This is a genomic window from Streptomyces xanthophaeus, assembly GCF_000725805.1.
Lineage (GTDB): Bacteria > Actinomycetota > Actinomycetes > Streptomycetales > Streptomycetaceae > Streptomyces > Streptomyces xanthophaeus.
Genome location: NZ_JOFT01000040.1, coordinates 37,480 through 50,878, shown reverse-complemented (window position 1 = coordinate 50,878; position 13,399 = coordinate 37,480). Strand labels below are relative to the sequence as shown.

Annotated in this window: 13 protein-coding genes; 7 read left to right on the top strand and 6 right to left on the bottom strand. The window is 74.6% G+C overall.

Annotated elements, in window-relative coordinates; all coding sequences use genetic code 11:
* Positions 1-18: 18 nt before the first annotated feature.
* Both IO30_RS0124240 and IO30_RS47115 read left to right on the top strand, forming a co-directional pair.
* The gene (locus IO30_RS0124240) at positions 19-396 is read left to right on the top strand and encodes a helix-turn-helix domain-containing protein (RefSeq protein WP_031146126.1); all 378 of its coding nucleotides are present in this window, start codon (positions 19-21) and stop codon (positions 394-396) included.
* 143 nt (positions 397-539) lie between these two features.
* Positions 540-836 (top strand): hypothetical protein, encoded by a 297-nt coding sequence (locus IO30_RS47115; protein ID WP_078904802.1) that lies wholly within the window; start codon positions 540-542, stop codon positions 834-836.
* Here the strand turns inward: IO30_RS47115 and IO30_RS0124235 are convergent.
* The 4 genes from IO30_RS0124235 to IO30_RS0124220 all read right to left on the bottom strand — a co-directional run bounded on the left by IO30_RS0124235 (position 784) and on the right by IO30_RS0124220 (position 8,021).
* Positions 784-1,554: an SDR family NAD(P)-dependent oxidoreductase gene (locus IO30_RS0124235; protein WP_031146124.1), complete on the bottom strand. Its 771-nt coding sequence runs from the start codon at positions 1,552-1,554 to the stop codon at positions 784-786. The genes IO30_RS47115 and IO30_RS0124235 overlap by 53 nt on opposite strands.
* A gap of 32 nt (positions 1,555-1,586) precedes the next feature.
* Positions 1,587-2,405 (bottom strand): Fpg/Nei family DNA glycosylase, encoded by an 819-nt coding sequence (locus tag IO30_RS0124230; protein ID WP_031146122.1) that lies wholly within the window; start codon positions 2,403-2,405, stop codon positions 1,587-1,589.
* Between the two features lie 154 nt (positions 2,406-2,559).
* The gene (locus IO30_RS0124225) at positions 2,560-3,264 is read right to left on the bottom strand and encodes a PDZ domain-containing protein (RefSeq protein ID WP_157853368.1); all 705 of its coding nucleotides are present in this window, start codon (positions 3,262-3,264) and stop codon (positions 2,560-2,562) included.
* A gap of 167 nt (positions 3,265-3,431) precedes the next feature.
* Entirely contained in the window at positions 3,432-8,021 is a 4,590-nt protein-coding gene (locus IO30_RS0124220) for an ATP-dependent helicase (protein ID WP_031146118.1), read from the bottom strand.
* A gap of 79 nt (positions 8,022-8,100) precedes the next feature.
* Between IO30_RS0124220 and IO30_RS0124215 the strand changes: the two genes are divergently transcribed.
* From IO30_RS0124215 to IO30_RS0124205, 3 genes are all read left to right on the top strand, one after another.
* Positions 8,101-8,943 carry an AraC family transcriptional regulator gene (locus IO30_RS0124215; RefSeq protein ID WP_031146116.1) on the top strand — a complete coding sequence of 281 codons (843 nt, stop codon included), beginning with the start codon at positions 8,101-8,103 and terminating at the stop codon, positions 8,941-8,943.
* Positions 8,944-9,061: 118 nt separating this feature from the next.
* Positions 9,062-9,763 (top strand): AzlC family ABC transporter permease, encoded by a 702-nt coding sequence (locus IO30_RS0124210; RefSeq protein ID WP_031146114.1) that lies wholly within the window; start codon positions 9,062-9,064, stop codon positions 9,761-9,763.
* Positions 9,760-10,068, top strand: a complete 309-nt coding sequence (locus IO30_RS0124205) for an AzlD domain-containing protein (RefSeq protein ID WP_031146113.1) — start codon at positions 9,760-9,762, stop codon at positions 10,066-10,068. Before IO30_RS0124210 ends, IO30_RS0124205 begins: the two co-directional genes overlap by 4 nt.
* On the opposite strand, the gene IO30_RS0124200 is transcribed toward IO30_RS0124205, so the two are convergent.
* Entirely contained in the window at positions 10,037-11,074 is a 1,038-nt protein-coding gene (locus IO30_RS0124200) for a hypothetical protein (protein ID WP_234321693.1), read from the bottom strand. The genes IO30_RS0124205 and IO30_RS0124200 overlap by 32 nt on opposite strands.
* 81 nt (positions 11,075-11,155) lie before the next feature.
* Here IO30_RS0124200 and IO30_RS0124195 point away from each other — a divergent pair, with 81 nt between their 5' ends.
* Together IO30_RS0124195 and IO30_RS0124190 are read left to right on the top strand one after the other, a co-directional pair.
* Complete coding sequence (locus IO30_RS0124195; RefSeq protein ID WP_031146109.1) at positions 11,156-11,350, top strand: DUF3046 domain-containing protein; 195 nt, start codon at positions 11,156-11,158, stop codon at positions 11,348-11,350.
* Between the two features lie 221 nt (positions 11,351-11,571).
* Positions 11,572-12,666, top strand: a complete 1,095-nt coding sequence (locus tag IO30_RS0124190; protein ID WP_051859299.1) for an AI-2E family transporter — start codon at positions 11,572-11,574, stop codon at positions 12,664-12,666.
* Here IO30_RS0124190 and IO30_RS0124185 read toward each other — a convergent pair.
* Positions 12,614-13,375: a Clp protease N-terminal domain-containing protein gene (locus IO30_RS0124185; RefSeq protein ID WP_031146105.1), complete on the bottom strand. Its 762-nt coding sequence runs from the start codon at positions 13,373-13,375 to the stop codon at positions 12,614-12,616. The genes IO30_RS0124190 and IO30_RS0124185 overlap by 53 nt on opposite strands.
* Between the last annotated feature and the right edge of the window lie 24 nt (positions 13,376-13,399).

Below are 13,399 nucleotides of genomic sequence, written 5' to 3'. Positions count from 1 at the left end.
CAGAGGAGGGAGCCACCGATGATTCTGCTCCGTCGCCTGCTGGGTGACGTGCTGCGTCGGCAGCGCCAGCGCCAGGGCCGTACTCTGCGCGAAGTCTCCTCGTCGGCCCGAGTCTCGCTCGGCTATCTCTCCGAGGTGGAGCGGGGGCAGAAGGAGGCATCCTCCGAGTTGCTCTCCGCGATCTGCGACGCGTTGGACGTACGGATGTCCGAGCTGATGCGCGAAGTCAGTGACGAACTGTCGCTGGCCGAGCTGGCACAGTCGGCCGCGGCAAGCGAACCGGTGACTGCGCCGGTCCGCCCGATGCTCAATTCGGTCTCCATGGCTTCGGTCGCGGGACCGGAGCGGGTGACCATCAAGGCGCCTGCGGAAGCGGTGAATGTCGTAGCCGCGTGAGCGAGTACGTGAGCGTATGAGTGTGGCCGGAGCCCCGGCCGGTGCGTGCAGCACCGGCCGGGGCTCCGTGCTGTTCTGGGTGCGGGGTGGGGACCTGTGCGGGAGGATGGGCCAGGTCGGGTCCCGGCCCCTGGGAGGTAGCCGTGCGGCGGTTACTGATACCTGTAGCCCTGGCCGTGGGAGTGCTGTGGTGGTGGGCCGTGCTGCGGCTGGTCCTGGCGCCCGCGGAGTCCGGGGCCGTGGAGGGCGCGGTCGCCGTCGGCGGATGGGGACTGGGCCTGCTGCCGGTGCACTGCGTGCCGGGCCCCGTACGCCGGGCCCGCAGGCCTGCGGACGCTGCTGCCGGTGCGGGGGAGCTGTCCGGGGCGCAGGCGGCCGATGCGGGGACTACCAGGGCATCGACACTCCGCCATTCGGGCGAAGGATCTGACCCGTCATGAAGGACGAGGCGTCCGAGGCCAGGTAGAGCACGGCCCGGGCGATGTCCTCGGGCTCGCCGACCCGGCCCAGCGGCGACATGCGGACCATCATCGCCTCGGTGCGCTCCTGGACCTCGGCGCCGTGGCGCCCGGTCATCGGGGTGCGGATCCAGCCCGGCGCGACGGCGTTGACCCGGATGCCGTGCGGGCCGGCCTCGGTGGCGAGGGTCTTGGTGAGCTGCACGACGGCGGCCTTGGCGGCGCTGTAGCAGAGCAGGCCCGCCTGGGCGGCGTCAACGGCGCCGGAGGCCATGGTGACGATGGAGCCGGGGCGGCCCGCCGCCATCATGGAGCGGGCGGCTTCCTGGCAGGTGCGCAGGACCCCCTTGAAATTGATGTCCAGGACCCGGTCGAGGTCCTCGTCGGCCGTCTCCAGCACGCTGCTGGTGTGCATGACCCCGGCGACGGCGGCGGCGATGTCGAGGGGGCCCGCGGCGGCGACCGCGGCCCGCAGCGCGCCGCGGTCGGTCACGTCGAGGGGGTGGAGCGTGGCGGCGCCGCCGGCCTCGGCGACGAGCTCGGCGGTCCGGGCGAGGCCCTTCTCGTCGCGGTCGGCGCAGTGCACGGCCGCGCCCGCCTCGGCGAGGAGCACGGCGGTGGCGCGGCCGATGCCGCTGGCGGCGCCGGTGACCAGGGCGGTCCGGCCGGTCAGGTCGTACGGGGCTGTTGTTGTGGGCATGCCGGGACGGTACGGCCGTATCTGACGGACCGTCAACCGGTGGTGGCCGGGCCCGGTCCGGTCGGGCCCTGCTGGCAGCTGGGGCACCAGTACGTGGGGCGGTCGTCCTGCGGGGCCTCGCGGACCGGGGTGCCGCAGCGCAGGCAGGGGCGGCGGGCGCGGCCGTAGACGAACAGCTCCTGACCGGGGCGGCGGCTGCCGGTGGTGTTGCGGCGTCCGTGCTCCCCGGTGTTGGCGGCCAGCAGGCGCTGGGCGGCGGCAGCGATCCGGGGGAGGGTGGCCTCCGGGTCGGGGAGGGCGCCGACGGGGGTCCAGGGGGTGACCTGGGCCAGGAAGCAGAGCTCGGACTTGTAGATGTTGCCGATCCCGGCGAGGTTGCGCTGGTCGAGCAGGGCCTCTCCCAGCGGGCGCCCGGGCACGGCGAGGAGGTTGGCGGCCGCGCGGGCGGGATCCCAGTCCGGACCGAGCAGGTCGGGGCCGAGATGGCCCACGGCCCGCTCCTCGTCGGCGGTGCGCAGCAGCTCCAGGACGGGCAGGCGGTAGCCGACTGCGGTGTGCGCGGCGGTGCCGAGGAGGGCCCGGATCTCGTAGGCGGGGCCGCCGCGCCAGGGCGCCCCTGCGGGGAAGACGTGCCAGGCGCCGTCCATGCGCAGGTGGCTGTGCAGGGTGAGGCCGCCCTCGAAGCGGGCCAGGAGGTGCTTGCCGCGGGGGACGACCTCCAGGGTGGTGCGGCCCGTGAGGTCCGCGGTGGCGAACCGGGGGACGCGCAGGTCGCTGAGGGTCAGCGGCTCGCCGGCGAGGGCGGCGTGGAGGCGGCTGGCCGCGCGGTGGACGCTGTCTCCTTCGGGCATGGGGCCATTGTCGCGCCGGGGCGCTGCGGACGGCGGGACCCCCGCGGGCGGTGCGGACGCCGGGACCCCCCGCGGGCGGCTGCCGCGGGGGGTCCGTGACCGGGGGCCCGGGAGGGGCGGGCCCGCCGGGCCGCCGCCTGCTTTTGGCCGCCGCCTACTTCCAGACGAGTTCCTTGTTCTTGCTGAGGATGTTGTAGGGCTCGCCCCAGTACTGGGCCGCGGTGACCTTCGTCTGGTCCGACGGGGCGAGGGCCAGGACGCAGCTGGTCTGCGTCTGGCCGTTGGTGAAGCCCTTCGGCAGCGCATCGTTGGGGCACTTCTCGAACTTGCCGATGACCGAGACCTTCTGGGCCTCGCTGCCGTCCGTGAGGAGGCCCTTGATGTGGCCCACGGAGGAGTGTGACAGGTCCGTCGTGCCGGTGTTCTTGACCGTGTAACGGATGTAGTAGGGGATCATCCCCTTCACCTTGTCGCCGAGCTTGAGGGCGTCGAGGTCGGCCGGGTTGCCCTGCTCGATCGCGGTGACCGTGATGTCGATCTGGCCGCCCTTGTTGCTTCCGTAGCTGAACGGGACCCGGGCGGCCTCGCCTATCTTGAACACCTGGCCGGACTTCGCCGTGCCGCCGGTGCCGGGGGCGACCGCCTCGCCGCCGGGGGCCGGGGCGCCGGAGCTCGGGTCCGCCGGGGCGCTGGGACTGCTGGAGGGGGCGGCCGACGCCGAGGGCTGGCCGGCCGAACCGCTCGGCTGCTCCACGGGGAGCTCCTCGTTGCCGCTCTTGCAGCCCGTGAGGGCCAGGGCTGCGGCGACCGCCACGCCGATCGCGCCCAGGGTGGTTCCGCGCATGCTGGTGCTGCTCATTCTTCTCGTCCCCCATGGTGGTGCACCGCCGCGTGCGGTGCCTGTGATCATCTTGATAAGGCAGGGATAAGGGGGAGTGCCAGCTCAGGGGCGTCCGGCAGCAGTTTCGTGACATGGCCAGAACACGGGTGGCACAGGGGTGGCACGTTCGCGACAGGACCGGTGCCTCAGGTACGCAGTCGCAGGCCCCTCGGGGTGGCGTGGAAACCGGCCGCCTCCAGCGCCGGGCCCAGGGGCGAGGTCAGGGCGGCGGCGGTGTTGATCCGTTCCACGGTGAGGGCGGGCAGCGTGCCCGCACGCGAGGCGGCCGCCAGGGCCGCGACGGCCGCGCCCAGGCGCGGGTCCTCCGGCGGCGGCCAGGCGAGGAGGGTCTTCCCGCCCCGCTCCAGGTACACCGTGAGTTCCCCGTCCACCAGGACCACCAGCGAGCCCGCCTTGCGGCCCGGCTTGTGGGTGGCTCCCTCCGGCGGCTCGGGCCAGGGCAGGGCCGCGCCGTACGCGTTCGCCGGATCGGCGGCGGCCAGCACCACCGCCGCCAGCGGGGGCGGGGTCCGCTCGGCGGCCCGGAGCCGGTCCACGGCTCCGTCCATCGCGAACTGGGCCGCTCCCAGGCCCTCGACCACGTACCCGCGCCGGGCCTGGCCGCTGTCCTCGAACGCGGACAGGATCCGGTACACCGCGCTGAAGCCGCCCTCGACGCCCTCCGCGGCGACCGCGCCCCGGGTGACCACCCCGTGCCGGTCCAGCAGGGTGCGGGCCAGGGCGTGGGCCCGGTGGGTCGGGTCGGGCGCCGCGGCCGGCAGCAGCGACCAGCGGCCCGAGACCGTGGGCGGGCCGGTACGGGACACGCTCGCGCCGAGCGTGCCGTACCTGCCGCGGGGGACGGTGCGCCGGGCCCGGTGCGCGGTCGCCCCCGCGGTGCGGCCCGAGCCGAGCAGGGAGCGCAGCGGGGCCAGGGTGTCGTTGGTCAGCCGCCCCGACCAGGCGAGGTCCCACAGGACCGAGGACAGGTCCAGATCGCTCGCCTCCGGGTGCTGGGCGCGCACCGATCCGGTGATCTGCCGGAAGAACAGGCCGTAACCGCCTGCCAGCGCGTCCAGGACCGCCTGGTGCAGGGGGCCGAGCTCCAGGGGGTGCGGCGGGGGCAGCAGCAGGGGGGCGGCGTCCGCCAGGTAGAGGGAGACCCAGCCGTCCTTGCCCGGGAGGGCTCCGGCGCCCGCCCACACCACCTCGCCGCTCGTCGTCAGCTCGTCCAGCAGGGCGGGGGAGTATCCGCTCACGCGGGACGGCAGGATCAGCCGCTCCAGCGCCGAGGCCGGGACCGGAGCGCCCTGGAGCTGCTCCACCGCCCGGGCCAGGCCGTCGATCCCGCGCAGGGCGCCGCCCAGGTGCTGCCACTGCGGCAGGAACGTGGCCAGGGCGGCCGGCGGCACCGGTTCCAGCTCCTGGCGCAGCGCGGCCAGGGAACGGCGCCGGAGCCTGCGCAGCACCTGCGCGTCGCACCACTCCTGGCCGATGCCCGAGGGATGGAACTCGCCCTGGACCACCCGCCCGGCCGCCGCGAGCCGGTGCAGGGCGCCTTCGGTGACCGCCGTGCCCAGGCCGAAGCGGGTGGCGACGGCAGCCGTGGTGAACGGCCCGTGGGTGCGGGCGTACCGGGCCAGGAGATCGCCCAGCGGGTCCTTCACCGGCTCGGTGAACGCCTCCGGGACACCGACCGGCAGGGCCGTGCCCAGCGCGTCCCGCAGCCGGCCCGCGTCCTCGATCGCCGCCCAGTGGTCCGTCCCGGCGATGCGGACCCGCAGGGCCCGGCGAGCCGCGCCGAGCTCCGGCGCCCAGGCCGGCTCCGCCCCGCGCGCCGTCAGCTCGGCATCGGTGAGGGGGCCCAGCATGCGCAGCAGGTCGGCCACCGACTCGGCGTCCTTGGCCCGCCGGTCCTCGGTGAGCCACTGGAGCTCCCGCTCAAGCTCCTCCAGGACCTGGGCGTCGAGCAGTTCGCGCAGCTCCGCCTGGCCCAGCAGCTCGGCCAGCAGCCGGGAGTCCAGCGACAGCGCGGCCGCCCTGCGCTCGGCCAGCGGCGAGTCGCCCTCGTAGAGGAACTGGGCGACGTACCCGAAGAGCAGGGACCGGGCGAAGGGCGAGGGTTCCGGGGTGGTCACCTCGACCAGGCGGACGCGGCGCGCCTCGATGTCGCCCATGAGCTCGGTCAGGCCGGGCACGTCGAAGACGTCCTGGAGGCATTCGCGCACGGCTTCCAGCACGATCGGGAACGAGCCGAACTCCGAGGCCACCTGGAGCAGCTGGGAGGCCCGCTGGCGCTGCTGCCACAGCGGGGTGCGCTTGCCCGGGCTGCGGCGCGGCAGCAGCAGCGCCCGGGCCGCGCACTCGCGGAAGCGGGAGGCGAACAGGGCGGAGCCGCCGACCTGCTCGGTGACCAGCTGCTGGACGTCGCCGTGGTCGAAGGTCACATCGGCCGCGCCCAGCGGGGCCTGCTCGTCGTCGAACTCGAACTGCGCCGGGCGGGCCGGGTCGTGGTCCAGGAGGTCCATCGACAGCAGGTCCGCATCCGGCAGGCGCAGCACGATGCCGTCGTCGGCATGCATCACCTGCGCGTCCATCCCGTACTTCTCGGCGAGGCGGGCCCCCAGCGCCAGCGCCCACGGGGCGTGCACCTGCGCGCCGAACGGGGAGTGGATGACGACCCGCCAGTCGCCGAGCTCGTCGCGGAACCGCTCGACCACGACCGTCCGGTCGTCCGGCACGTGGCCGCAGGCCTCGCGCTGCTCGGACAGGTACGCCAGCACGTTCTCCGCGGCCCAGGCGTCCAGCCCGGCCGCCAGGAGGCGCAGGCGGGCGTCCTCGCCGCTCAGGCCGCCGAGCTCGCGCAGGAACGCGCCGACCGCGCGGCCCAGCTCCAGGGGCCGCCCCAGCTGGTCGCCCTTCCAGAACGGCAGCCGCCCCGGCACCCCCGGAGCCGGGGTGACCAGGACCCGGTCGCGGGTGATGTCCTCGATGCGCCAGGAGGTGGTGCCGAGGGTGAACACGTCCCCGACGCGGGACTCGTAGACCATCTCCTCGTCCAGTTCGCCGACCCGGCCGCCGCCCTTCTTCGGGTCCGCGCCCGCCAGGAAGACCCCGAAGAGCCCGCGGTCCGGGATGGTGCCGCCGGAGGTGACCGCCAGGCGCTGCGCCCCGGGCCGGCCGGTGACCGTACCGGCGACGCGGTCCCAGACGACGCGCGGTCTGAGCTCGGCGAAGGCGTCCGACGGATAGCGGCCCGCCAGCATGTCCAGGACCGCCGTGAACGCCGACTCCGGCAACGCGGCGAAGGGCGCGGCCCGGCGGACCAGCGCGAGGAGGTCGTCCAGCTGCCAGGTGTCCATCGCCACCATGGCGACCAGCTGCTGCGCGAGGACGTCCAGCGGGTTCGAGGGGATCCGCAGGGACTCGATCGACCCCGTCCGCATCCGTTCGGTGACCACGGCCGCCTGCACCAGGTCCCCGCGGTACTTCGGGAAGACCACGCCCCGGGACACCGCGCCCACCTGGTGCCCGGCCCGGCCCACCCGCTGGAGCCCGGAGGCGACCGAGGGCGGGGACTCCACCTGCACCACCAGGTCCACGGCACCCATGTCGATGCCCAGCTCCAGACTGGAGGTGGCGACCACCGCGGGCAGCCGGCCCGCCTTCAGGTCCTCCTCCACCAGCGCCCGCTGCTCCTTGGACACCGAGCCGTGGTGCGCCCGGGCCAGCAGAGGCGGGGCGCCCAGCGCGGCGCCCGACTGGGCCATGACCTCGGCCGGGGACCCGCCCTCGGGCAGCTTCTCGCCCATGGCGCGCTCGTACGCGATCTCGTTGAGCCGGTTGCAGAGCCGCTCCGCGAGGCGCCGGGAGTTGGCGAACACGATCGTGGACCGGTGGGCCTGCACGAGATCGGCGATCCGCTCCTCCACATGCGGCCAGATCGACGGCCTGTCCCCGCCGTCCTTGCCCTCGCTCGCGGGCGAGCCGCCCAGCTCGCCCATGTCCTGCACCGGGACGACCACCGACAGGTCGAACTCCTTGGCCGAGGGCGGCTGCACGATCTCCACCCGCCCGCGCGGCGCCAGGTACCGGGCGACCTCGTCCACCGGCCGCACCGTCGCCGACAGGCCGATCCGGCGCGCGGGGCGGGGCAGCAGCTCGTCCAGCCGCTCCAGGGACAGGGCCAGGTGCGCGCCGCGCTTGGTCCCGGCGACCGCGTGCACCTCGTCGAGGATCACCGTCTCGATCCCGGTCAGGGCTTCCCGGGCCGCCGAGGTCAGCATCAGGAACAGGGACTCGGGGGTCGTGATCAGGATGTCCGGCGGCCGGGTGGCCAGCGCCCTGCGCTCCGCGGGCGGGGTGTCCCCGGAGCGGATCCCGACCCGGATCTCCGGCTCGGGCAGCCCCAGGCGGACCGACTCCTGCCGGATCCCGGTCAGCGGGCTGCGCAGATTGCGCTCCACGTCCACCGCGAGGGCCTTCAGCGGGGACACGTACAGCACCCGGCAGCGCTTCTTCGGATCGGCGGGCGGCGGGGTGGAGGCCAGCGCGTCGAGGGCGGCGAGGAAGGCGGCCAGGGTCTTGCCGGAACCGGTGGGCGCCACCACGAGCACGTCCGAGCCCTCCCCGATGGCCCGCCAGGCGCCCTCCTGCGCGGCGGTGGGCATGTGGAAGGCCCCCGTGAACCAGGAGCGGGTCGCGGGGGAGAACGATTCGAGCGCGGAGCCGGCCATGCCCCCATCGTGCACCCCGGCTCTGACAACGGGCCGGACCTGGGCGGACACCGCTCCGGCCGGGGCGCAGAATGGGGGGATGGGTGCGGACGGCAGGAGCCGGAGCGGGGAATGGGCGCGGCACTGGCGGTACGCGGAGCTGCCCGGCCTCGATCTGCTGCGCGCCCACTACGTCCGCCACACCTTCCCGCGCCACGCGCACGACGGGTACGTCCTCGCGGCCGTCACCGGCGGGATAGAGGAGGTCGGCCTGCCCGGCGGCACCCTGCGCGCCGGACCGGGCAGCGTGGTCCTGATCAACCCCGAGGTACCGCACAGTGCCCGGGCCGGGGTGCCCGAGGGCTGGGCGTACGCCACGCTCTACCCCTCGCGGGAGCTGATCACCGAGGTCGCCGCCGAGATCGGCACCCTGTGCGGGACCCCCGGTTTCACCACCGAGCTGGTCACCGATCCGCAGGCCGCGCGGGTGATCACCGAGGTGCACCGGGCCGCCGAGGCCGGGAACGCGCTGGCCGCCGACACCCTGCTGCGGGGCGTGGTCGCCCGGATGCTCAGCCGGCACGCTGCCCCGCTGCCCGCCCGGCCGGTGGGCTCGGCCGGGGCCGCCGACGCCGAACGGGCCCGGGCCGTGCTGGAGGAGCGGATGGCCGACCCGCCGTCCCTGGAACAGCTTGCGGCGGAACTGGGCACCGGCCCGTTCGCGCTGCTGCGCGCCTTCCGGGAGCGGTACGGGATGCCCCCGCACACCTGGCTCACCGACGCCCGGGTCCGGCGGGCCCGGCAGCTGCTGGACGCGGGTACCCCTCCGGCGGAGGCCGCGGTCGGCGTCGGCTTCACCGACCAGCCTCACCTGAACCGGCACTTCACCCGGATCGTGGGAGTGCCGCCCGGCGCGTACCGGCGGGAGCGGGCGGCCGGCTGACCGGGCTGCGGCGTCCGGCCCGGCTCCCTGGGAGGGCCGGCGAGGGCTCCGGCGTGCAAGAACGTACAAGACCCGGCCGCCCCGCCCTGCGTACGTTCGGGGCGTGGGAGAACAACGGATGGTGACGCAGGAGACCCCCGAGGGGGTCGCCGAGGAGAGGCCGCGGGCCGCCGTGGTGCGGGACGCGCTGGGGGTCGGGGTGGCCGTCGGGCTGTCCGGGTTCGCCTTCGGGGTGACCGCGGCCGGGGCCGGGATCAGCACCCTCCAGGCCTGCGTGCTGAGCCTGCTCGTCTTCACCGGGGCCTCGCAGTTCGCCCTGGTAGGAGCGCTGGCCGCGGGCGGGAACCCGTTCACCGCCGCCGCCGGGGCGTTCTTCCTCGGGACCCGCAACGCCTTCTACGGGCTGCGGCTGTCCCAGCTGCTCGCCCTGCCCCGCGCCGTACGGCCCTTCGCCGCGCACTGGGTGATCGACGAGACCACCGCCGTGGCGCTGGCCCAGCCCGGCCGCAAGACGGCCCGCCTCGGGTTCGCCGTGACCGGGCTGAGCCTGTACGTGCTGTGGAACCTCACCACGCTGCTGGGCGCCCTCGGGGCCGAGGCCATCGGGGACACCCGGGCGTGGGGGCTGGACGCCGCCGGGCCGGCCGTGTTCCTGGCCCTGCTCGCGCCCATGCTGAAGACCTCCACGGAGCGGGCCGTCGCCGCGCTCGCGCTGGTCCTGGGGCTGGGCCTGCTGCCCGTGCTGCCCGCCGGGGTGCCCGTACTGGTCGCCGCGCTGGCCGCGCCCGCCGTGCTGTGGATGAAGGGACGCCGCTCGTGAACGTCTGGATCGCCATCGGGCTCACCGTCGTCGGCTGCTACGCCGTCAAGCTCGCCGGGCTGCTCGTCCCCGCCGGGGTCCTGGAGCGGCCGACGGTGCGCAGGCTCGCCGCGCTGCTGCCCGTCGCCCTGCTCGCCGCGCTCACCGCGCAGCAGACCTTCAGCACCGGGCAGGACCTCGTGCTGGACGCCCGCGCCGCCGGGCTGGCCGCCGCCGGGCTCGCCCTGCTGCTGCGCGCCCCGTTCCTGGTGGTCGTGGCCGCGGCCGTGCTGGTCACCGCGGGCGTGCGGGCCCTGGCGGGCTGATCTGGCCGGGCAGCCGCCCGTAGGCCCGCAGGGTCAGCAGGGCCTCCACGGTGGCGATGGGCCGCCGCTCCAGGAAGCTGCCGGGAGCCCAGGCACGGCGCTGCACCGGCCAGCCGCCGTCCGGCTCCTGCTGGGCGGAGAGGCAGTCGAGCGAACGCTCCAGCTCCTCGTCGGTGAACCAGCTGCGGGCCAGCGATTGCGGCCGCCGCGCGAAGTCGTGGGGGAACAGGTGCTCGCCGGGTGCGTAGCCGGGGTGGGGCGCAGCGGAGTCCCGCTGCGCGGGGTCCAGCAGCACGAGCTGCCGCTCGCGCACCAGGCGTCCCAGCCGGTCCGCGGCCGCCGCCGCACGGGACCGGTCGGGGGCGCCGTCGAGGAAGGCCACCGCGCTCTGGACCTCGTACGGATGGGAGTGGCGCAGCGTTTCGACGCGCTCCCAGCAGAAGTCCGTGGCCCGGAAGAGCCAGGCGTGCCAGACCCGGTTGCGGTGCAGCAGCCCGACGACCGGGCCGGTGGTCAGCAGCTCGCCCGGAGGGTCGTCGTGGACCGGGTGGTACGGGGCCGAGGGGTAGCCGCGCGGGGCCGGGAAGAGCACCGGGAGCGCGCCGTCCGGGGTGGAGACCCGGGTCAGGTGCCGGCAGAGCCGCTCGATGCGCTGGCCGGTGCAGCGGCCCAGGGCGTCCAGTACGCGCAGCGCGTGCGCGGTGTGCAGGGGCTGGCTGAGCGGGCCGCGCAGGTCCGGGTCGAGCGCGTGTCCGTAGCCGCCGTCCTCGTTGAGGTACGAGCCGAGGGCGGTGTCCACCGCGTCGGCGTCCCCGTCGAGGAAGTGGAAGGCGAACCGGCGCTGCTCCAGCACGCGGGCCGTGAGCCAGATGAACTGTTCCGCGCGGGCCAGCGGCGCGGGCGGCGAGGGCGATGCGGGCGGTGCGGGCGGCGCGGGCGGAGCCGGTGGCGCGAGTGGTGCGAGTGGTGCCGGTGGGGTCTGCGGGGGAGCTTCGTCTCCAGGCATGCGAGAAACCGTAGGACGCCGTGGTGCGCCGCCGGAGGCGGAACGGGGCGGGTGCACTCTCCGGGGCGGGATACTGGAGGCATGCGGTTGACGAATTTCTGGGAACGGATGGCCGAGCACTTCGGTGCGGGCTACGCGGACTCCTTCGCGCGGGACCACGTCATGACGGAGCTCGGCGGGCGCACCGTCCACCAGGCCCTGGACGCGGGCTGGGAGGCCAAGGACGTCTGGCGTGCGGTGTGTTCGGCGATGGACGTGCCGGCTCCGCTGCGCTGACCCCCCGCGCAGCGGCGGTGCGCGGGGGCCCCGGCGGCCCCCCGTGCCGGAGGCGGCTTCGTCGGCAGGTCCGTCGGTGAGCCAGACTTGGCCGCGTGGCAGCCACTGAAGAGACGACCGACCGGACCGAAGACGCCCAGGCGACGCCGCCCTGGCCGGCCGAACCGGACCGCTCCGGGAGCCCGCCCGCCGGGGGCGCCGAGGCGGCGAACGGGGCGCGGATGCCGCGCTGGCTGCCGAAGGCCGTGGTCCTCGTACTGGCCCTCGTCGCCTGTTTCCAGCTCGGCAGCTGGGCCTTCCACCAGCTGATCGGACTGCTGGTCAACATCCTGATCGCGTTCTTCCTCGCGCTGGCGATCGAGCCCGCGGTGGCCAGGATGGCGGCCCGGGGCATGCGCCGCGGGCTCGCGACCTTCCTGGTGTTCCTCGGGGTGTTCGTCTTCGCGGCCGGATTCCTCACCCTGCTGGGCTCGATGCTCGCCGGACAGATCATCGACATGGTGGAGGGCTTCCCGCGCTACCTCGACTCGGTGATCAACTCGATCAACGCGACCTTCCGCACCGAGCTGTCCCGGCTGGAGATCCAGGACAGCCTGCTGCACTCCGACTGGCTGCAGAAGTACGTGCAGAACGGTGCGACGGGCGTGCTCGACGTGTCCGCCACCGTCCTCGGCGGGCTGTTCAAGCTGCTGACGATCGGGCTGTTCTCCTTCTACTTCGCCGCCGACGGGCCGCGGCTGCGCCGGGCGCTGTGCTCCGTGCTGCCGCCGGCGAAGCAGGCCGAGGTGCTGCGGGCCTGGGAGATCGCCGTCACCAAGACGGGCGGCTACCTCTACTCGCGCGGGCTGATGGCCCTGATCTCCGGGATCGCGCACTACATCCTGCTGGCGGTCCTCGGCGTGCCGTACGCACCCGCGCTCGCGGTGTGGGTGGGCCTGGTCTCCCAGTTCATCCCCACCATCGGCACCTATCTCGCGGGTGCGCTGCCGATGCTGATCGCCTTCACGGTCAATCCCTGGTATGCGCTGTACGTGCTCGGCTTCGTGGTGGTCTACCAGCAGTTCGAGAACTACGTCCTGCAGCCCAAGCTGACCTCGAAGACCGTGGACATCCATCCCGCGGTGGCCTTCGGATCGGTCATCGCGGGCACCGCCCTGCTCGGCGCGGTCGGGGCGCTGATCGCGATCCCGGCCGTCGCCACGCTGCAGGCCTTCCTCGGCGCGTACGTGAAGCGGTACGCCCTGACGGAGGGCGCGGACGCCTCTACTGCGGCTCAGCGTCCGTGGAACCGAGTACGGCTGCCAAGGCGTCGCTGACGGTGGACTCGACGGCCGCCTTGTCCACGCCCAGGCCGCTGAGCACGCCCGAGCCGTTCTCCAGCTCCAGCAGGGCGAGCAGGAGGTGCTCGGTGCCGACGTAGCCGTGGCCCAGCCGCAGGGCCTCGCGGAAGGTGAGCTCCAGGACCTTCTTGGCGGAGGCGTCGAAGGGCACCAGGTCGGGGACCTCTCCCTCGGCCGGGGGCAGGGCGGCGGCCGCGGCGGCGCGCACGTCGTCCGGCCGCACCCCCTGGGCGGTGAGGGCGAGGACCGCGAGGCCCTCGGTCTCGGCCAGCAGGCCCAGGACCAGGTGCTCGGTGCGGATCTCGGTGTTCCCGGCCGCGCGGGCCTCGTTCTGCGAGGTCACGACCACGTTGCGGGCGCGGGGGGTGAAGCGGCCGAAGCCCTGGTTCGGGTCGAGGCCGGGGTCGCCCTCTTTGTCGGCCTTGGGGACGAAGCGCTTCTGGGCGGCCTGGCGGGTGACGCCCATGCTGCGGCCGATGTCGGTCCAGGAGGCGCCGGAGCGGCGGGCCTGGTCGACGAAGTGGCCGATGAGGTGGTCGGCCACGTCACCGAGGGACTCCGCGACGACGACGGCGCCGCTGAGCTGCTCAAGGCTGTCGGTGTGGGCCTTCTTGATGGCCTCGATGAGGTCGTCGAGGCGCACCGGGTTGGTCATGCGAACGGGTTCCACGGAAGGGTTCGTCATGGGTGCAACCCTAGGTTGACAGTC